Origin of the sequence: Carboxylicivirga sp. M1479 (assembly GCF_007097485.1) — a bacterium.
Classification (GTDB): Bacteria; Bacteroidota; Bacteroidia; order Bacteroidales; family Marinilabiliaceae; genus Carboxylicivirga.
Genome location: NZ_VKDE01000008.1, coordinates 31,764 through 51,873, shown reverse-complemented (window position 1 = coordinate 51,873; position 20,110 = coordinate 31,764). Strand labels below are relative to the sequence as shown.

Below are 20,110 nucleotides of genomic sequence, written 5' to 3'. Positions count from 1 at the left end.
AAAAAGATGACACAAAATAAATATGATAGCATAGTGGTTGGCGGAGGCATTGCTGGCTTAACATCGGCCACCTATTTAGCACGCGCTGGTCAAAAAGTATTGCTCATTGAAAAAAACAAAGAAGTTGGTGGCTTGGTAAACACCTTTTCGCGCGATGGTTTTCAGTTTGAAGCAGGTGTTAGAGCCCTTGAAGATGCAGGTGTCATTTTTCCGATGCTGAAAGAATTAGGCATAGAGCTCGATTTTGTAAGAAGTCCTGTATCTGTGGGTGTTGAAAATGAAATCATCAACATCAAGGACATCAATAGTCTCAAGGACTACCAACAAATGCTTATCAAGCTTTTTCCCGACAATGAAGATGAGATTGACAATTTGATGGTCATCATTCACAAAGTAATGAAACACATGGAAGTGCTGTATGGGCTAGAAAACCCCGCCTTTAAAGATCTTAAAAACGACACCAACTATCTCTTTAAACAACTTCTACCGTGGTTACCTAAATTCATTTTTACCATGGGTAAAATCAACCGCATGAACATGCCTATTGAAGACTACCTAAAAGACATCCTCACCAATGCGTCGTTAAGAGATGTGCTGGCCCAGCATTTTTTTAAGAACACACCCACATTTTTTGCCCTTAGCTATTTCTCTTTATACCTCGATTATTTTTATCCTCTTGGTGGTGTGGGCAAACTGGCCGAAGCAATGCATAATAAGTATTTAGAATATGGAGGTGAATTATTAACGCAAACTAGCGTTATAAGCGTTGATGCTGGAGCAAATGAAATAACAGATAACACAGGGGCATGCTTTACCTATAAAAATTTGGTGTGGGCGGCAGACTTAAAAACCTTTTACCAACAAACAAATACCAATAAGCTAAGGCCCAAAGTAGTCCTCGCTTTTGAAAAGCAGAAAAACCCAATTTTAGCAAGCCGTGGAGGCGATTCAGTCTTTAGTTTATACCTGCAAATTGATGAACCACTCGACAGTTTTCGTCAAGTTGCTCACGGTCATTTCTTCTACACTCCTTCAAAGCAGGGCCTTGGCGATACCCATTGGGAAGAACTAAAAACGATGCTTAAACAGTGGACAGAAACCAGTAAGCAAGACGTATATAAATGGCTTGATAAATTCACGGCCTTAAACACCTATGAAATATCAATTCCGGGTTTAAAGGATGAAACCTTGGTTCCAGCAGGCAAAACAGGTATGATTGTTAGCTTCTTAGCCGATTACGACTTATTTGAACAGATTAAAAAAGATGGCTGGTACAATGAATTTAAAACAGAGTTAGAGAACAGAATGATACAGGTATTAAGCAATAGCATTTATCCAATGCTAGCTAACAAGGTAATGAAACAATTTTCCTTTACCCCACTTGGCATTAAAGAACGGGTTGGCAGTTCTGAAGGTGCCATTACCGGATGGTCGTTTCAAGAGGCCATTCCTGTGATGCATAAAATCCAATATTCCGACCGCTCCACCTTTACGCCTATTCCAAACATATTCCAAGCTGGTCAATGGGCTTTTAGTCCGGCTGGCGTACCCATGTCAATATTAACTGGTAAGCTAGCAGCCAACAATGTGATTAAGTATGTGAAAAAGAATAAGGCATAAGGCCTATAAAAGGATCAATTAACACAAAATATTCTAAAAACTTTTCGCACACCTTAAGTGTTAAACATTAGAACTAAATAATCATTAATAACCCATTAAAAAAATACTATGAATTATAAAACATTTATTCTCGCTGTTTTATATTACTTTCAACTTCATTTAACAGTTGGGCACAAGACAAACCCAATGTTGTCATAGTTTTCCTCGATAATTTCGGTTTTGGCGAACCAGGCTTTAATGGCGGAGGCATCTTAAGAGGTGCTGCCACGCCACGAATGGATCAATTGGCTAGTGAAGGATTGCGGCTAACAAACTTTAATATTGAAGTACAATGTACACCATCAAGATCAGCATTAATGACCGGAAGGTATGCTATCAGAAGTGGTAATGCTACAGTTCCATTAGGAGAAGGTGTTTACGGTTTAGTGCAATGGGAAGTGACCATGGCTGAGATGCTTTCTGACCGAGGCTATGCCACAGGAATGTTTGGCAAGTGGCACCTTGGCAGAACCAAGGGACGATTTCCAATAGATCAAGGTTTTGACGAGTGGTATGGCATTCCCAATTCAACGGATGAGTCGGTTTATTCTTCCGTTGAAGGATTTGCTGAAAGCAACCTACCAGAAACCTTTGTGATGGAAGGGTACAAAGGAAAAACACCTAAAAAGGTTCGTCCTTACCGACTAGATTATCGTCCATTAATAGATAGAGATTTAACCGATAAGGCCAAGGCCTTCATGGAAAAATCTGTTGATAAGAAAAAACCATTTTTTGTATACCTTCCCTACACAGCTACACACTTTCCAACCATGCCTCACCCCGATTTCAAAGATAAATCAGGCAATGGCTTATGGGCTGACCTACTAATGCAGATAGACAGCTATACTGGTGAGTTAATAGACAAAATTGATGAGCTAGGCGTGGCTGATAACACCATATTTATTTTTACGGCAGACAATGGCCCTGAAGCAAATCAGGCAGGTGGCACCAACTTTACTGTTGAGGCTGCTTTTCATGGTTCTGCAGGACCTTGGAGAGGTACTTTGTTTACTGGCTTTGAAGGTGCATTACGTGTACCTTTTGTTATCCGTTGGCCCAATAAAATACCAGCTGGTAAGTCAAGCGATGAAATAGTTCATGCCATGGACTTATATCCTACGCTGGCTAAACTAACTGGCGCCACAGTACCTAATGATAGAGTAATTGACGGTATTGATGTTAGTGATTTTATGCTTGGCAAGAAAGAAGAATCAGGGCGAGAAGGCTTTATCGTTTACATGGGCAACAGTATTTTTGGTGTTAAATGGCGAAACTGGAAGCTTCATTTTAAAGAGCAAGAAGCGTGGAATAGCGAAATGAATACTTATACAATGCCACGCATCTACAACTTGTATACCGATCCACAAGAACGCGACAATGTGCTCTTTCCGAATACATGGGTTCCTAAAGCTGCTTTAAAACAGTTGGTTGAACATAAAATATCATTACAGCAACATGCACCTATTAAGGCAGGTCAGGTAGATCCTTATCTGCCGAAATAAAGCTTCCTTTATTACTCACAGTTAAGATATTTTAGAATCGCACCTTATAGACCATTGAGCCTATAGGTGCGATTCTTTTTGTGAATTTGATAGAGTTAATACCGTTAAATTATTGCCTCTCTTTCAACTCCTTATATTTATGCTTGATTAGGTTTATAATCGTTTTTTTTAATCTCTGGATCAAGTATGCTCTTTTGAGCTCTATTATCCACCCTTTTCTTTATCTTTACTCAAAAGGTACAGCATGCACACAAAGCCACTATCTAACTATTTAATTAAAAAAGCCTCGGGCGATCAGGTCTACTTCGATGGACAAAAACTAGTGGATTCATTAATGCGCTCAGGTGCTGATGAAGCATTGGCTAATCAAATACTACAAGCCATTAGCATGGAATTACACGATGGCATGCTTACCAGCGACATTTACACCAAAGCCTATCGCATACTACAAAAACAAGAACGTAAAACAGCAGTTAATTACCGACTTAAACAGGCGGTATTGCAGTTGGGGCCATCGGGTTATCCTTTTGAGCAGTTTGTAGGCGAACTATTTAAAGCACGTGGTTTTGAGGTTGAAGTGGGGAAATTAGTAAATGGTTATAGTGTACGCCACGAGTTAGATGTAGTGGCCACCAGCGAGCACAAACATATTTTTGTTGAATGTAAGTTTCATAATTACCAAGGCACCAAAACCAATGTCAAAGTACCTATGTACATACGCTCACGCTTTGATGATTTAATTCGGGCACGCCATTTTAACAATGAACTGAAAGAAACCAATACACAGGGATGGATTGTGACCAATACACGCTTTACAAGCGATGCCATTAAATTTGGTCGTGATTACGGATTAACACTTTTAGGCTGGGACTATCCAAGTAAAGGAAATCTCAAAGACTGGATCGAATTGGAGAATTTACACCCGCTTACCTGTTTATCATCCATTACGCGTAAAGAAAAAAAACAACTATTAGAACGGGGCATTGTAATGTGTCATGATTTGTACAAACGAATTACTGAGCGCGAACATTTACCCATTAAGCCACGTAACCTGAGGGCTTGCAAGCGTGAATTAAGGGACTTTATTGAGTAAATAGGCTTATTTTCTTAGAGCTAATCGAAAGCGGTTTGAGCTTTCTTCCCTCTCGAACCCAATCTTATGTAAATACTTAATGTGCAATTTATTATCCGAAACACTTACCAAGTATTCAGTCCCTTTTTTAATTAATGTGCTACTAAATTTCTTTAGCAAGTGTTTACCGGTTTTATAATCGCGATATTGTGGTATCACGTAATCTAATAACACCTCACTCTCACCACCTTTGGGCTTTGTGGCAATCATAATTCCCGCTATCTTCATATCGCGCATGGCCATCAATACCATAACCTCATCCAATGCTGTGCGATTAAAATCTGGAAAAAACCTTTGTATATCCCTCCGATGGAAGGTTAAAAATTTTTGGGTGTAGGCATCTATATCATCCAGGTACAAACCATCGAACAACTCCTTTTTAAATACCAATGATCGCAAATAGTAAATATTAAAAAAGCAGATAACCAGGTTCATAATTCCCACCGGTAAGGCATCAATATAGAAGCCATAAAAAGAGAAAATGGCTGCCCCAATCAAGTTGTAAATTCGAAGTTTTACGATGGATGAAAGGCTTAATGAAATCAACACCAAGGTAGATGCTGCATAACCGATCCATTCAATTAAAGGTAAATCAAAATAGAGTGTAGACATGTTGGTATAGCTTTTGAGGTTCTTCAATCAAGCTGCAAAATAGCAATTCTTTGTTAGCTCTGGTCTTTTTCCAAAGAACGAAGAAATAAAAAGATGCTTGAGCCTGTGAGCACCATAAATATTAAGCCAATAATGATAAAGGCCTGACTCAAAGACAAGCGATCAGTCATGTAACCAAACAGCGGCGCTAAAATTGAAAAGTTAGCCCTGATAATTAAACTACGAATGGACAACACAGTCGCACGCATATCGGAGGCTGTAATACGGTTGATATAATCTTTGAGCACAGGCGTAGCAATTCCCCGCGAGAAATAAAAGAAGGCCAGCACTGGCAGCACGTACAGTGAGTGCAGCCAACCTGCCGCAATAAATGCACCTGTAATAACTAGGGTTGTTCCCCAAACAGTAGACTTGGGTCGTAACTTTCGCTCAATCTTATAAGCGAATAATGTGGTCATACCTACCACAAGATTCAAGGCCATACTCGCTGAACCAATGTGGATTTCTCGAAAACCAATTTCTTTGAGGTAAAGCGGATACACCCATGCCATGGTTAATGTTGCGGAGCCAATTATGGATGAGTAAATAATGTTATAGCGTAAACTTTTATTCTCCACCATGGCATATTTGATTACCCTAAAGATGTCGCCCCAAGTGGCCTTTTGTGTTCGTGTATACAACTGTGGTTCAACCAACATAAAAGCGGCCGGTATGGCAATAAAAGCAATTCCAGTTTGAAAAAAGAAGGGTGTACGTAAACTAATTTCGGCCAGAGCACCTCCCATAAGACCGGCAATGGCTTCGCTAAAGTTACCGACAGAAAAATTACGTCCTTCAAACTTGAGGTAATCATTCTCACGACCATCAGCTTTAAGGCTATCATACAACAAAGCTGAATCGGCACCACTAATAAAACTTTGTCCTATACCCAATATAAGTTCTGCTGCTAAAAAGGCGTAAAAACCCGATGTGGTGGAATAAATAGCAAAACCCAGGGTACCCAAAATACTTCCAATAATTAGTGTGCGTCGGCGTCCAAGAACATCGGCAGCATATCCCGAGGGAATTTCAAATACCACAATAGCAATACTGTAAATAGCTTTCAGCTGAAACGATTCCTCAACGGTAAAACCCAAGTCCTGAAAAAATAACATCAGAATAGGCATGGTAAGCATAAACCATTTGGCTATTTTAATCAGATAGAGCCTTGTTATATTGCCTGAATACATGGGTTTCTTACGTTTAATGTTTTTAGTGTTTACGAATTGTTTGTTTTACGGAAGTATTTTTCGGAGTAAATCATTAAGCCAATGGCCATTAGTAATAATATTACCCCTACCCCATAGGTAAAGCTAAAACCATACAACTCATACAGTTTAATACCTATAATGGGTGCAAACAAAGCCCTGAATCCGGTTAAGAACAGGTGTACCGATTGATAATCGGCTGCCTCGTGGGGTTTGCAAAAATAACTACTACCGATGCCCCACAATATGGGCATACTCCCCATAAAAACACCATTAAAAAACAGGGCTACTAAAAACAAGTAGTATAGTTTATAATTTCCTACTTCAAAATAAAAAGGATAGTACTCTGTTAAAGCCGTGAAAACAATAAACAGCATTAATGAACCAAAGGTTAAGATCCCAAAACGTCGGGGATCACGCTTACCTATTAACTTGCCAAACAAAGGCAATAAGAGGATGGCCACCACATTAAACAGTATATTATAAAGTGCTACCGTTGGGTAATTAACATCAAGAGCCTCTTTGTAAAAAATGGTTACCACTGCATGGGTACTCATCCATGCAAAACCATAAAGAATAAAGCCTATTTCCAAATGACGAAATGGTTGATTATTCTTTAAAATCTGCAGAATGCGGCGAAACGAATTGCCAACTGCATGCCAAACAGGTGTAGTTACCAACTCTGCCCTTTGTATGAAGTTAATTTTAGTGAGCTGATAAACAGAAACAACTCCCAGGACACCCACAACCGGATAAAACACCTTGTATGAGTTGGGGTTAAAATGCAATAATTCTCCCACCGCAAAGGTTGATATCAGTACAAATATTTTATTGAGCGTGGTCGAATAACCAAATAACTTACCAAATAACTCATGCCTGTAGTTCCCTTTTAGGTATTGATTGATGGAAGGAACAACGGCTATTTTAGAGGTGTGAAATAACAAGAATACAGCTAAGAATATAAGGTGGTAAGTGGAACTCAAACCATTGTCGCCAGTAACATTGGGAAAAAAGGCAAAACCCACCAAAGGTAAACGGGTAATAATACCAGTAATACGCAAAAAACGCTTTCGGTTGGTCAAGCGGCGCATCACCTCATTGGCCACCATGGCGAATAAAAACACCACCATGCTAAACTGGAACAAAAAAGCCAGCTGTACATTGGTTCCTTTCAACGACTTGATAAAGATAAACTCGTTAAGAATCAAGGCCCCGCTTGCAATCCCATCTATACTACTATAGAAAAGATGCAGTCGAAATGTGCGAGCTTCCTCCGATGTGAGCTTATCAAATATTTTCATCGCGCAAAGGTAAGTTTTTTGCACGTAAAGAAAGCTTGTGTATTTATGATTTACAAAAAACAACAAAGCGACGTAACTACCTAATTACGTCGCTTACTAATATTCTCTTACGGGTTGTGCTCCTAAAAATGAAAATAGAGAGAAAAGCTTAAGTCCGTGGCATCAAGTCCAAAAAATGATGTACTGATATCTTCTCTATTATCATCGTCGTAGTTGACACTATGAAAAGACAGGACAGGGGTGGCTGCTGCCAATGACCATTTGGGAGTAAACCAATACTGCACGCCAGGTCGTACCTGAATACGAAACTGACTTGAGTCATCATTACCTCCAAATGCGAGGGCTCCATCGCCAAAAAACTTAAAGTTATCTGTTACTCCCAGATAATACCTAAAGTAGGGTTCAACCATCCAATCGTCATCGGAAAATACCAGATTGGCTCCAACACCCATATTCTCATTAAACATCATGCCCCACTGCGGACTAAGGTTCCAACCATCGTTATCGCCTCCATGAAAGCCAATGCCACCACCAACCCACATGCCTTTACTTTCTTTCTCCTGCCCTACTGCCCCAATAGACAATACAGCCACCATTAGTAATAATAAAACTTTTCTCATTTTGTTTGAATTAGATTAAAATAAAAGTTTTGCACAAGCTACTGTACACATGCACACTAAGTTAAATGAAAAAATACGTAAAGGTCAACTTTTTAAAAACCAATATCACAAACTAAAAAAGCGCCACAATATAACTACTGTGACGCTTTATCATTTATTTCAACTCCAGGCTACTCTACCAAATCATAGCCGTAGTCTTTTCCTTTTTTAACAGCAGGTACACCATCGTGCATCCACACTGGCATAGGCTCACCCTTTAAGTAATGATTAAAAAACTGCATCATTCTAATGCTTAAATCCTTTGAGTTTGCTCGACGTGTAAGGTTGTGTTCTTCATCGTTATACACCAACATCCACACCGGTTTTTGCAAACGACGCAAGGCCATGTAATACTCAATACCCTGATACCAAGGTACCGCACCATCGTTATCGTTATGCATCATTAATAGTGGTGTTTCTACCTGAGGTGCAAAAAACACAGGTGAGTTTTCGATGTACTTGTTCGTTTTTTCCCATAGCGTTCCGCCAATACGACTTTGTGTTTTCTCATACTGAAACTGACGACTCATACCCGAGCCCCAGCGAATTCCACCGTAGGCACTGGTCATGTTACTTACTGGTGCTCCTGCCATACCCGCTTTAAACAAGTTAGTACGGGTAACCAAATGCGCCACTTGATAACCTCCCCAGCTTTGTCCTTGAATACCCATGTTCTCACGGTCAATAAAATCATGACGATCAGCCATAGCTAGACAACCACTTACAATAGCTTCGTAGGCACATAAACCAGGATCACCATCGCGATAAAATACATCTGGCACAAATATCACATAGCCATTGGAAGCATAAAAATTCCAGTTAACGGTTGATCGACTAGGTGCAGGCGATCGATAACCGTGTAAATTATCAGAATAACGCTCATAGAAATACGATACCATCGGGTACTTTTTGTTCGGATCAAGGTTTTCAGGTGTAATCAATAAGCCTTGATGAGTTAAGCCGTCGGACGCTACCCAATCAACCAATTTTATATCACCCCAAACATAGTTTTTTTGCTGAGGGTTGGTATTACTAATAACTTTCGAGTTATTGAATTTAAGGTCGCTCACTTGTAACTCAGCATACTCTTTATAGGTAGACTTACGCCACAATAACACATCGGCATCTTTCGCTTTCATAGGTGTATAAACGCTATAATCACCCATCATTATTTCGCCTAATTTCTGTGATTTTAATGTGGAGTAACCCGATTGCTTGTTAACATCGTTAAATGTTTTCAATAACAATTCCTGATTGAGATCGATGTACTTTTCTTCCTTATCTAACTTGACGTAACGATACTCCGTTGTGTTCTTTCGTCCTTGCTCCTGAGTTAAACAGATGGCTTGGGTTTTGCCACTCAAATCTAATTTCCAAATATCGTAACGGTCGTAAACTAAAACACTCTTCTTATCTGTAGAGAAGCCAACAACACCATAGGCACGAGCATCATTAGGTGTATCGTGCAATTCATCAGCAAAACTAACCGAAGTTCCTTTCGAAATTAGTTGGTGCGTTCCGCTTTTCACATTTACAGAATAATACTGGCCGTCTGTAGGTTGATAATAAACGCCCCATTGGCCATCCTCTGATATATCTCCTTCGCCCGACTGATCTTTAACTAACAGCGTTTTTTCACCTGTTAATACATCAATCTTATACACATCTGAAGTCCATTTTCCTGAATAAGTACGGGCCCAACGATAGGGTGTATTGTCATTACCAATAGCAATGTTTGAATTGCCTTTAGCCAATACTTCTACCGATTTTAGGTCCTTATCCTCAAGCTGCACAATGCGCTTTTTCTTAATGTGGTATACAAAGGTATAAGTCGGATCTTTTTCACGTCTGAGGTTCTTTTTTTGCATTGGCTGAATATCCAAGTCTTTCCAGTTCCAGATATCGACATGCATTTTCTCATCGGCCGTTAAAGTATCTTTTGGTTCCTCAGCAGGACGCTTGCCTGCATCAAAAAACAAACGTTGACCGTTCTCTGAAAAATTCAAACTGCCTTTAGTACGAACCGACCATTCAACAGGCATAGAAGCATGCATGGTGTCCACAATCATTTGTGGCGACTTCATCTTCATTCCCATATGATACAAGCGATAAACTTTCGTATCTGCCGTATCAGGCGAGAATAAAAAGGCACATTGAGCACCATCAAAAGCACTGGCTAATTTTTCAATTTTACCTATTTGCTTAAACAGAGTATCAACTGTAAAGGATTGTGGGTTGAACTTCAATACTTTTGATACCTCAGTAGTATCGCCTACACTTTGTACTATGTATGCAGCAGAACCGTTATCAGCTAATGAGTAATGCTTTACCTTTTCGATGTACAAGCTATCGCCGGTAACTGGTCTATAAAATACAAGAGGTTTTCCTTTGGACTTAAACGATTTTTTCTTGTCCTTCTTTTTATCTTTTTCTTCTTTTTTATCTTCCTTTTTCTCCACTTGAGCAGTGTCCTTCTTCTCTTCTTTTTTCTTCACTTCTTTCTCAAGCATATAGGCTAACCAATCGCCTCCCTTTTTGGGTGCACTCCATTTATTAAGATTGGCAACTGTTTTAGTTTCACCGCTTGACAAAGTGCGAATAAACAAGCTGTCTTTTGGCATCTTGTCTTTCTTAGTTTTCTTTAATTTCAACGCTCGTATAGAATCTGCCTGTGCAGCTACCCTAAAAGCAATAAATTCGTTGCTTTGCGAAAAAACAGGCGATTTACCGCGTGGAATAGAATCCAGTGATTCGGTTTTTACATTATACAAATAAAGGTAAGTATCTCCTTTTTGAGGTTTGATGACGTACGAAACAAAGCTAGCGTCATTTGAAATAACATACCCTCTGTCTATGGATTTCCATCCGTCATAAACGGATGCATCCAGGTTCTTTTTTCCATCGGCCAATGATGACTGTGCAAACATGCAGCATATCACCAGCGATAATGTGGTTCTGATTAAAGATTTATACATTGTTATAGAATTGTTTGAAGGCTTGAAGATAAATAATAGTAACGATAATATAACATAGATGCTCAATAACATGGATTTGATGTTTAGTTTAAATTCTAAAATAACTTGACTTTTATAAATATGAAATAAGATCAATGTTGTCCTATATAGTTTGATCAATTGGGCTATCCGCCCAAACTGGACTTCATTTCTTGCCTTGAAGCAAGAAACGAAAGCAAAGAAATTCAAGGCTGCTTTTTAAATTATACTCAAGCATAGTAGCTAATCAATGAATAATTGCCTCTAAACGCTCTAAACCTTTGCTTAATCAAAAATGCAACGCTTATACGATATATGTTTTTTAAGTTTGTATCTTATCGCTTGTAACCAGACTTATTGCATTTACCTGAGTGAATGCAAAAACCGTATATTTATGAACAAACCCCAACTATCAGGCAGTCGCCTTGCTGTGACTTTCTTATTGATTTTAATCTGTTTCCCCTGCACTTTTGCCAAGGCTCTGCCAGATGAGCAAGCTGCTAAAGCCATATATAACTCAATTTCCCAAGAGTTAAAAGACAATGCTGCGGACACCGCCAAAATGCGTGAAATATTGTTGAAGATTAGGCGAAAAAGACGAAAGTTAGAAAACAACTACCAACCCTTAATGGCTGATTTTATTGAATATTGTAAAGCGAACAACAACCAGCCAAGCCTGATGAAGAGTTTAGATTACATGGGTTTACAAGAGCGATATAATGAAAAATACAATTCTGCCTTTTTGTATCATCAACAATCCTTGACTATAGCACTTGACTTACAGGATAGTAATCAAATGTGCTACAACTACAACAACCTGGGTCAAGTATACCGAAAACAGGATTTATATACACTTGCCGTACCTTTCTTTTACAAAGCACTTGCCATTCAGGAACGACTGAAAGATACAAAAGGGGCTTCTTATACACACAATACTTTAGGTGCCACATATTTGGCACAGCAAGAGTATGCCAAGGCCTTATACCACTTGTCGGCATCCAATCAAATGGCACTTGAACGCAACGATAAGCGCACCATGTCGTTTAATCATGGATTGATAGGCGAAATACATTTGCAGCGCCTGCAGCCTGATTCAGCATTGGTTTATTTTCAGCTGGCCTTAGAACTAAAAAAGAAACTGAATTATGACAAAGGAATGGCCGTAACTTACCACCTAATGGGCATTGCTTATTATCAAAAGGAAGACTTCCAACAAGCCATTGACTTATTTGGTAAAGCCATTGAAATACATGAACGGTATAAAACCAAGCGATACCTATCGCTTTGCCACGCTTATATGGGTAAAATCAGCCTTAAAAAAAATGATTTATCAAAAGCTGAGGAAGAGTTAAAACTTGCTGAACAAATGGCTCAAGATGTGCATTCTATTGAGCAGTTGATAATAATAAATGAGGCATTAACCGAGTTATCGAAACTTCAGAGTAATTGGCAAAACGCCTATTTGTATCAACAGCAGACTAACCAATGGAAAGACAGCATCAATGCGGCGAAGTACCGTAAAGAAATTCAGAGTCTTGACATTAATTACCAAACAGAAAAGAAAGAGCAACAAATAAAGATTCTTTCAGCGGATAACGAAATCAAAAACCAACGGTTGCGCCTGGGCTTTGCGGTTATCTTCATCTTGATACTAATGCTCGCTTTTGTCTTGTTTATTCTAAAAGTACGCAAGAGAAATGCACACCAACAGCAAGAAAAGCTTCGTCAGCAATTATTAAAATCTTTAATGAACCCACATTTTATTTTTAACGCTTTGGGGAGCATCCAAAACTATATGTATAAAAATGAACCCAAAGCAGCCGCACGATACATGGGTAATTTTGCACGACTAACAAGGTCAATTCTTAACAACTCAAGCAATGATGAAGTAGCACTTATTGAAGAGATTGATACACTAAAAAACTATCTGGAATTGGAACAAATGAGAGTTAACAAGGCATTTGACTACTCCATCGACTACACGGAGGACTTGGAAACTGAATTTATTCAAGTACCTCCAATGTTGTTACAACCCTTTATAGAAAATGCTATTAAACATGGCGTTAAGCACCTAAGTGAAAATGGCCAAATCTCGTTACATCTTAACGAAGAGAACAATTATATATGTGCCATTATTAAAGACAATGGCATTGGCATTAATAGTACTTGCCAAACAAGCAACGAAGAGCACAAGTCTAAAGCAACTGAAATATTTAATCAGCGGATGGCTATAATAAAAAATGACATCCCAAATTTACCAGCACCGGAGATACTAGACCTTTCAGATATTGGAGGCCAAGGCACACAAGTAAAAGTTTACCTACCTATTTTAAACTAATATGATACAAGCAGTTATAATTGACGATGATCAGCAAATGCGTGAACTCAATAGCAGTTTATTGAAAGAAAATTTTCCTGAAATAAACATTGCTGGCGAAGCAGACTCTGTTGATTCGGGCATTGAATTGATAACCAACACAAACCCCGACCTTGTATTACTCGATATAGAGATTAAGGGAGGTACCGGTTTTAACATCCTGCAAAAGATTCGCCCTTATAACTTCAAATTGATATTTATTACGGGCTTTAACGATTTTGCCATTAAAGCATTTAAATTCAGTGCCATTGACTACATTCTGAAACCAGTTAACGAGTTTGAGTTTATCGATAGTATTAATAATGCTTTGGAACAGCTAAAAGAGCACAACACCGAGCAGCAGTATGGTAATTTTCTGGAACACTACGAAAAGAAGACACAAAACAAAAAGATTGTTTTGCGCACAGCTGAAGCCATGCATCTTGTTGATATTTCGCGCATAATGTATTGTAAAAGTGATAATAGCTACACCACTTTTATACTTGAAAACGCTCACGATATTATAGTATCAAAACCCATGAAAGAGTATGCTGGCTTGCTCGAGGAATTTAATTTTGTACGCCCACACCAGTCCTTCTTGGTCAATATTCAATATATCAGCAAAATAGATAAAAGCGATGGAGGCTTTGTTATTTTAAATAACGGCAAAGAAATTCCAGTATCAGCGCGCAAAAAACAAGCTCTGATCAATAGTCTGAGTTCAAGTTAAAAATCTATGCGAGTGTAAACCTATCGATAAATAAAAATGCAGATTCTGACAAAGGTAATACACATTCAAACTAATATCTGACACATTCAAGTACACCCGGCTTTGATCGCTATTCCACCTTATTTTTGGATTGTAATTAAAAGAATATCAAACTTAAACACGATTCAAAATGAAAAAGCTATTATTTATTGCCTGTTTTATCGCTTCAGCCACTTTTATGTCGGCTCAGGATTCAAAATTTATGGCTGGCGCTGGTCTTACTTACGCTACCGATATTGATAACATTGGTATTAATGTAAAAGGTTTATACCTCATTAATGAAACATGGGAAGCAGATGCCGGATTCACTTATTTCTTCGAGAAAAACAATGTAAATTACTCAGCACTTGACTTTAACGGACATTACGTATTTCTCAATAACGAGGGCAAATGTCTTTATGGTTTAGCGGGTATCAACATTACCTTTTATAAAATTGAAATTGATGGAATCGGTACGTCGGATTATGATGAGTATGATGACTACTACGGTGGCTCTAGCGAATACGAAGATTTTTATGGCGAAAACCCTTTTTCAAGCCTGGCTGATGCCATGGAATCAAAAGGCAGTGAATTTGGATTTAACCTTGGATTTGGAGGTCGTTTACCATTAACTGAAGCCTTGAACCTAACAGGCGAAATAAAATACATCTTAGGTGGTGCCAATTATTTTAGTATTGGTGCTGGTATTTTGTATCATTTTTAACTCATATTTAGTTTTTTTCAAAAGCCGCTCATTGTGATGATGAGCGGCTTTTTTTATGCTAAAATTCTAGAGTTTGAGCAATCTTTACCAATTGATCTTTTGACATATCTGGCACACCAGCAATGGAAATAAACATTTCATGCTGAGGATATTCGATAATTAAGGCGGTCCCATCTTCCTCCTCATCACTTCCGTAATAGCAAACTTTACCATCTATGGTAAATGCTTCGAAACCTACTTCCTCAATTCCTTCCATATTTTGCGTGGATGAGGCAATAATCATTACAGCACTCATGCCTTTCATAAAGGTAGATGCATGCATACCATCCATAGAGGTTGTTCCAGCGCAATTGTACCCTTCTATGGTACAGGCATCCATAACTTTTTTAAACTTTTCAAAAGAATACTTAACGGGAACAATCGTTTCACTATCATCATCAGTATCGTCATCTCCAAATTCTCCCATATCCATCCCACTCCACATGTCTTGCTGCATTTGACCTATTTGTTGGTATTTGACGTCGCTGGCGGGTGTAAACTTGCTAGAAGCAACCGATTTATTAGGTACAAACTCAGAGTATTTCTCATGCATTTTAATACCCATTACATTGGTTTCACTTTTAAGTGTTATGCCTTTATGTATCCACACTTTTGCTCCCATCATCTTATATACTTCACACAAATAGGCATCCACCTTTTCATTACCAAGCTTCTCGCCACCCATACTTGCTATCATGTTATCTGCCATGGCCTTTTTCTCCTCATCTGTAATGGATTCATAGGCCGAATACATCTCCTGATAAGCCGGTACTTCACCCTTGGTAGCTGTTCCATTGATGTAATCTCTCACCCAGAACTTTCCATCTTTCACAATTGTTAATGAATGCGTTTCCTCAACACTCTTAATACCAAACACCTTGGTAGTAGTTGTATATTTCATCAACTCAGAGCTTGATTGGCCATAATTATCCCACCATAACTCTTTTACACCAATTGAGTTGCCTGTTAGTTCTAGTTTAACATAGCCTGATTTTAAAAGAAACTGTTTGGCCTGTTGCGCTTGGGTGCCCACACTAATTAGCAGACACAAAAGCAATAATAAGTTTTTCATTTTTAAAGTATTAGGTGGTACAACAATGCCAGTGAAATTTCTATCACTGGCTTTAATTTTATAATGCAAATAAGCACCATTATTCATATCTGGTATTTTAAGATAAGTTACGTGTTTTCCGAACCATTTGCCACCAAGCATATTTTAAATCATCTCTTTTTAGAAAGCAAAATTTAAAATAGCTAATAAAGCCGGAATTCAGTTGACAACATCATTCCGGCTATTCCCGACTCTAGCAATCACTTCACCTATCCATGAGGTTAAAGTTAATCGTTGAGCAATCCTAATTGCTCTGCAGCCTTGTATAAGTCTGGTTGACTATTTGTGGCAGCTCTCAACTGTTCTGCTTCATTTCCTGTAATCAATTTAATCATGTAATGGTTTCTTGCAACAGATAATAATTCCGTTTTATCGTTACGAGCTTCTAGCATTTTTTTAATTTTTAATTGGTACACGTCTTCGTAATTATCGTAAACCAAAGCATACGTTCGCTGCATTAAGTTTTGCTTCATGGTATAGGAGATAAAAGGCAGTGGGTATTGATAGTAGCCATTTTTCCAATATACCAGAACAATTCCATTGTCGTACACATCCTGGGTTAATGCAGGAAAAATTGCATTGTAATCGGCCCATTTATACTCATTTGATGTTGTGTTCTGAGTCACTTTCCAATCCTCCGTTGTAACGGTTAATTTAAAGGTGCGCACATTGGCATTACCATCAGCACCTTTTAATACCAATCCAGGTCCCCACACGGTCTTACCTTTCATTTCAAGGGATTTTGCCTTAGGACCATAAAGCGTATAGGTTTCAATATCTAAATAAAAGTCGCCTAAATTACCAATGGTATTATCAGGCATACCTCCTCCAGCCAATATTTGACTTCCGTTTTTGCCATCAACACCATCGCTTCCATCCACGCCATCTTTACCATCTACTCCATCCTTTCCATCAATGCCATCAACACCATCCGTTCCATCTTTGCCATTTTCACCATCTTTTCCATCTGCACCATTGCTGCCCATCAGTGAAAACACACCAGAATCACTCCAACTTTCGTCGCTTGGCTTAGGTCCATAAATACTACCATTGCTGGCATCAAAGTAATAATCTCCTTTAAGTCCCGTTTCATCTAAAGGTACACCTTCACCGCTGTAAATTACCGATCCGTCGGCGCCAGCAGGTCCTACCATACCTTGCAGTCCAACTTGTCCTTGTGCGCCTTCTGGGCCAATTTCGCCATCATCACCACTACACGAAAAAAGAGCTACGCTAAGCAGTATTAAACAAGCTTTTACAATTCTGTCATTCATCTTTTTCATCATTTCAGTTTGATTAGTTTTATACATGTGTGAATATCATTCGTTATCAAAAAAATGGCTTCTCTCATTCACTTTTGACTCTATGATCATCACAAAAATATATGCCCCATTTTGTGAAGAAGCTTAACATTTGAAAGTGTAGTTAGGGAATTTGTATTCGTACTGAATTATGAAGAAACTGCATAATGTAGCGCTTACGGCGCGAACTGATCGGTAATAATTCTCCATTACGCATCAGCACCTTACAAACTGTAGCTTTGTGCACTCTGCTGATATGATTCACATTAATAATAAAGGATTGATGAATGCGCACAAAAAACAATTCATCGAGTAGTTTTTCTACCTTTTTTATGGAGCACGATACAGTTATTTCTTCGCCGTTTTCAAGGTAAAAGGTGGTAAAGCAATTGTTGCTTTTACAATACAAAATAGATTGTTCCTCAATAAAGAAGAAAGTGTTTTGAGTGGAAAGAATTATTTTGTGCTTTGGATAAGACATGCGAACGACTTAAGTAATTATCCAAAGCAAACCATTAAATTCAAAACGATGGGCATAAATTTGAAAAGCGATACGCTCTATTTGAATTCGTGGCAAAAAAAAGAGGCACCTCAATAGAGATGCCTCCGTATATGTAATTATTGTTTAATTACGAACCTAATGTAGCAACCATTACTGCTTTAATAGTGTGCATACGGTTTTCAGCCTGATCAAATACTATTGATGCTGGCGATTCAAATACATCTTCAGTTACTTCCATACCGTCTAAACCAAACTTCTGGAAAATTTCTTCTCCCACTTTAGTTTCGCGGTTGTGGAATGCTGGTAAACAATGTAAGAATTTACAGTTTGGATTGCCTGTTGCTTCCATTGCCGATGTATTTACCTGGTATGGTTTCAACAACTCAATGCGCTCTTTCCATACTTCGTCAGCTTCTCCCATTGAAACCCATACATCAGTATATAAGAAGTCACATCCTTCAACACCTGCTTTAACATCATCAGTAATGGTAATGTTAGCACCTGTTTCTTTAGCAATTTCTTCACATTTTTCAACCAAGTCAGCATCTGGCTGTAATGATTTAGGACCAACAATACGTACGTCCATTCCCATAATAGCACCTCCAACCATTAATGAGTTAGCCATGTTGTTACGAGCATCGCCAAGGTAAGCATATGATACCTGGTTTAATGGTACACTACTGTGCTCCATCATTGTTAAGAAATCAGCTAAGATTTGGGTTGGGTGAAACTCATCTGTTAAACCATTCCAAACAGGAACACCTGCATACTCAGCTAACTCTTCTACAATTGCCTGACCAAAACCACGGTACTCGATACCATCATACATACGACCTAATACACGAGCCGTATCTTTCATCGATTCTTTATTTCCAATCTGAGAACCTGAAGGTCCTAAATAAGTAACGTGAGCGCCTTGGTCAAGAGCTGCTACTTCAAAAGCACATCGTGTACGAGTCGATGACTTTTCAAAAATCAGAGCTATGTTTTTACCTGTCATACGTGGTTGCTCAATGCCTGCATATTTAGCAGCTTTTAAGTCCTGCGCCAGTTTTAGCATAAACTTTAATTCTTCCTGCGAAAAATCTAATAATTTAAGGAAGTTCCGATTTTTAAGATTGAATGCCATAATTCTTTGTTTTATATATTTATTTATTTGGTTGCATTAATGCCAGTAGCTTTCTACTCTACTTAGCGTACTTGTTTAAATCAGCTTCGTCGTACTCGGCAGTAATTTTGGTGCCATACGATTTATCAACCAATTTAGTTGCTTCGGTAATAACGCTCATATCTCCACCACCTTCAACAAACTGAAGAGCAGCGTTCATTTTTGGCGCCATACTACCTTCGGCAAAAGTGCCATTGCTCATGTATGATTTGGTATCCTCAATATTTAAGAATTCCAACTTTTTTTGATTTGGCTCGCCAAAGTTAGCATAAACAAATGGTACATCGGTTAAAATATAGAAACGATCTGCTTTAATTTGTCGTGCTAATAATGAGTTGGCTAAATCTTTGTCGATTACGGCTTCGGCTGGACGGATATCGCCTTTTTCATCGGTGTAAACAGGTACACCGCCACCACCAACTGCAATAACAATGGTTCCCTGACGTGCATTTTTCTCAATCACTTCCCAGTTACCCACTTCTTTAGGCTGCGGCGAAGGCACAACACGGCGGTATCCGCTAGTTGATTTCGTTTCTTCTTTAAATTCCCAACCTTTATCAGCATGAAGCTTATCAGCTTCTTCTTTGCTTACAATTTTACCAATTCGCTTGGTTGGATTTTTAAAAGCAGGATCGTTAGGATCGACCTCTACAGTAGTCATTAAGGTTAGTACATTGCGTTTAATACCATGTTTACGCAACACATTTTTTAATGATCGCTCAATCATGTAACCAATTCCGCCTTGCGAATCGGCCACACAAACATCTAATGGCATTTGCGGAATGTTATACATCTGCTCTCCGGCATCGTTACGCATAACAATGCTTCCTACTTGCGGTCCGTTTCCATGTGATAGAACAATGTCGTACCCCTCTTCCAGTAAGAATACGATGTTTTCAAGTGTATCGGTAGTATTTTGCTCTTGTTCTTCGATAGTACCAGTTTGGTTATCTCTCAAAAGAGCATTTCCTCCAAGTGCAATAACTGCTAATTTGCCCATGGCTTTTAGATTTAATTTATTTGGTTTATAATTAATAGGTCTTCGTTTTGCGATAT

16 protein-coding genes are annotated in these 20,110 nt (G+C 38.6%); 6 read left to right on the top strand and 10 right to left on the bottom strand.

The genetic code is table 11. The features are described 5' to 3' along the window. Positions 1-6 precede the first annotated feature (6 nt). From FNN09_RS06945 to FNN09_RS06935, 3 genes are all read left to right on the top strand, one after another. Entirely contained in the window at positions 7-1,620 is a 1,614-nt protein-coding gene (locus FNN09_RS06945) for an NAD(P)/FAD-dependent oxidoreductase (RefSeq protein WP_143300855.1), read from the top strand. A gap of 122 nt (positions 1,621-1,742) precedes the next feature. After that, the gene (locus FNN09_RS06940) at positions 1,743-3,161 is read left to right on the top strand and encodes an arylsulfatase (protein ID WP_143300853.1); all 1,419 of its coding nucleotides are present in this window, start codon (positions 1,743-1,745) and stop codon (positions 3,159-3,161) included. A 244-nt stretch (positions 3,162-3,405) separates the two neighbouring features. Further along, on the top strand, positions 3,406-4,254 hold the full coding sequence (locus FNN09_RS06935; protein ID WP_143300851.1) for a restriction endonuclease: 849 nt from the start codon (positions 3,406-3,408) through the stop codon (positions 4,252-4,254). A gap of 6 nt (positions 4,255-4,260) precedes the next feature. Here FNN09_RS06935 and FNN09_RS06930 read toward each other — a convergent pair whose 3' ends face one another. The 5 genes from FNN09_RS06930 to FNN09_RS06910 form a co-directional block, all read right to left on the bottom strand. Next, entirely contained in the window at positions 4,261-4,905 is a 645-nt protein-coding gene (locus FNN09_RS06930; RefSeq protein WP_143300849.1) for a hypothetical protein, read from the bottom strand. A 53-nt stretch (positions 4,906-4,958) separates the two neighbouring features. Continuing rightward, a complete protein-coding gene (locus FNN09_RS06925; RefSeq protein ID WP_143300847.1) occupies positions 4,959-6,134 on the bottom strand; it encodes an MFS transporter in 1,176 nt (391 codons plus the stop codon). Positions 6,135-6,163: 29 nt separating this feature from the next. Next, positions 6,164-7,453 carry an MFS transporter gene (locus FNN09_RS06920; RefSeq protein WP_143300846.1) on the bottom strand — a complete coding sequence of 430 codons (1,290 nt, stop codon included), beginning with the start codon at positions 7,451-7,453 and terminating at the stop codon, positions 6,164-6,166. 122 nt (positions 7,454-7,575) lie between these two features. Continuing rightward, a complete protein-coding gene (locus FNN09_RS06915) occupies positions 7,576-8,073 on the bottom strand; it encodes an outer membrane beta-barrel protein (RefSeq protein ID WP_143300844.1) in 498 nt (165 codons plus the stop codon). Positions 8,074-8,243: 170 nt separating this feature from the next. Next, entirely contained in the window at positions 8,244-11,087 is a 2,844-nt protein-coding gene (locus FNN09_RS06910; protein WP_185968915.1) for a prolyl oligopeptidase family serine peptidase, read from the bottom strand. A gap of 412 nt (positions 11,088-11,499) precedes the next feature. On the opposite strand from FNN09_RS06910, the gene FNN09_RS06905 reads away from it, so the two are divergent. From FNN09_RS06905 to FNN09_RS06895, 3 genes are all read left to right on the top strand, one after another. Further along, positions 11,500-13,443: a tetratricopeptide repeat protein gene (locus FNN09_RS06905; RefSeq protein WP_185968914.1), complete on the top strand. Its 1,944-nt coding sequence runs from the start codon at positions 11,500-11,502 to the stop codon at positions 13,441-13,443. A 1-nt stretch (position 13,444) separates the two neighbouring features. Next, a complete protein-coding gene (locus tag FNN09_RS06900; protein ID WP_143300838.1) occupies positions 13,445-14,191 on the top strand; it encodes a LytTR family DNA-binding domain-containing protein in 747 nt (248 codons plus the stop codon). Positions 14,192-14,360: 169 nt separating this feature from the next. After that, entirely contained in the window at positions 14,361-14,933 is a 573-nt protein-coding gene (locus FNN09_RS06895) for a hypothetical protein (protein ID WP_143300835.1), read from the top strand. A 58-nt stretch (positions 14,934-14,991) separates the two neighbouring features. On the opposite strand, the gene FNN09_RS06890 is transcribed toward FNN09_RS06895, so the two are convergent. The 5 genes from FNN09_RS06890 to arcC form a co-directional block, all read right to left on the bottom strand. After that, positions 14,992-16,185, bottom strand: coding sequence for a hypothetical protein (locus FNN09_RS06890; protein ID WP_143300833.1), 1,194 nt, complete (start codon positions 16,183-16,185; stop codon positions 14,992-14,994). A 125-nt stretch (positions 16,186-16,310) separates the two neighbouring features. Then, positions 16,311-17,366: a hypothetical protein gene (locus FNN09_RS06885; protein ID WP_221932439.1), complete on the bottom strand. Its 1,056-nt coding sequence runs from the start codon at positions 17,364-17,366 to the stop codon at positions 16,311-16,313. A gap of 142 nt (positions 17,367-17,508) precedes the next feature. After that, positions 17,509-17,865 (bottom strand): LytTR family DNA-binding domain-containing protein, encoded by a 357-nt coding sequence (locus FNN09_RS06880; protein ID WP_143300829.1) that lies wholly within the window; start codon positions 17,863-17,865, stop codon positions 17,509-17,511. A gap of 148 nt (positions 17,866-18,013) precedes the next feature. Next, positions 18,014-19,015, bottom strand: coding sequence for an ornithine carbamoyltransferase (locus FNN09_RS06875; protein WP_143300828.1), 1,002 nt, complete (start codon positions 19,013-19,015; stop codon positions 18,014-18,016). A gap of 58 nt (positions 19,016-19,073) precedes the next feature. Further along, on the bottom strand, positions 19,074-20,054 hold the full coding sequence (gene arcC / locus FNN09_RS06870) for a carbamate kinase (RefSeq protein WP_143300826.1): 981 nt from the start codon (positions 20,052-20,054) through the stop codon (positions 19,074-19,076). Positions 20,055-20,110 lie beyond the last annotated feature (56 nt).

Coding starts and splice junctions, on each gene's coding strand:
- FNN09_RS06875 (WP_143300828.1), bottom strand. CDS start 19,015: ATGGCATTCAATCTTAAAAATCGGAACTTCCTTAAATTATTAGATTTT.
- FNN09_RS06915 (WP_143300844.1), bottom strand. CDS start 8,073: ATGAGAAAAGTTTTATTATTACTAATGGTGGCTGTATTGTCTATTGGG.
- FNN09_RS06885 (WP_221932439.1), bottom strand. CDS start 17,366: ATGAAAAAGATGAATGACAGAATTGTAAAAGCTTGTTTAATACTGCTT.
- FNN09_RS06900 (WP_143300838.1), top strand. CDS start 13,445: ATGATACAAGCAGTTATAATTGACGATGATCAGCAAATGCGTGAACTC.
- FNN09_RS06905 (WP_185968914.1), top strand. CDS start 11,500: ATGAACAAACCCCAACTATCAGGCAGTCGCCTTGCTGTGACTTTCTTA.
- arcC (WP_143300826.1), bottom strand. CDS start 20,054: ATGGGCAAATTAGCAGTTATTGCACTTGGAGGAAATGCTCTTTTGAGA.
- FNN09_RS06935 (WP_143300851.1), top strand. CDS start 3,406: ATGCACACAAAGCCACTATCTAACTATTTAATTAAAAAAGCCTCGGGC.
- FNN09_RS06895 (WP_143300835.1), top strand. CDS start 14,361: ATGAAAAAGCTATTATTTATTGCCTGTTTTATCGCTTCAGCCACTTTT.
- FNN09_RS06945 (WP_143300855.1), top strand. CDS start 7: ATGACACAAAATAAATATGATAGCATAGTGGTTGGCGGAGGCATTGCT.
- FNN09_RS06930 (WP_143300849.1), bottom strand. CDS start 4,905: ATGTCTACACTCTATTTTGATTTACCTTTAATTGAATGGATCGGTTAT.
- FNN09_RS06920 (WP_143300846.1), bottom strand. CDS start 7,453: ATGAAAATATTTGATAAGCTCACATCGGAGGAAGCTCGCACATTTCGA.
- FNN09_RS06925 (WP_143300847.1), bottom strand. CDS start 6,134: ATGTATTCAGGCAATATAACAAGGCTCTATCTGATTAAAATAGCCAAA.
- FNN09_RS06890 (WP_143300833.1), bottom strand. CDS start 16,185: ATGCTTGGTGGCAAATGGTTCGGAAAACACGTAACTTATCTTAAAATA.
- FNN09_RS06880 (WP_143300829.1), bottom strand. CDS start 17,865: ATGTCTTATCCAAAGCACAAAATAATTCTTTCCACTCAAAACACTTTC.
- FNN09_RS06910 (WP_185968915.1), bottom strand. CDS start 11,087: ATGTATAAATCTTTAATCAGAACCACATTATCGCTGGTGATATGCTGC.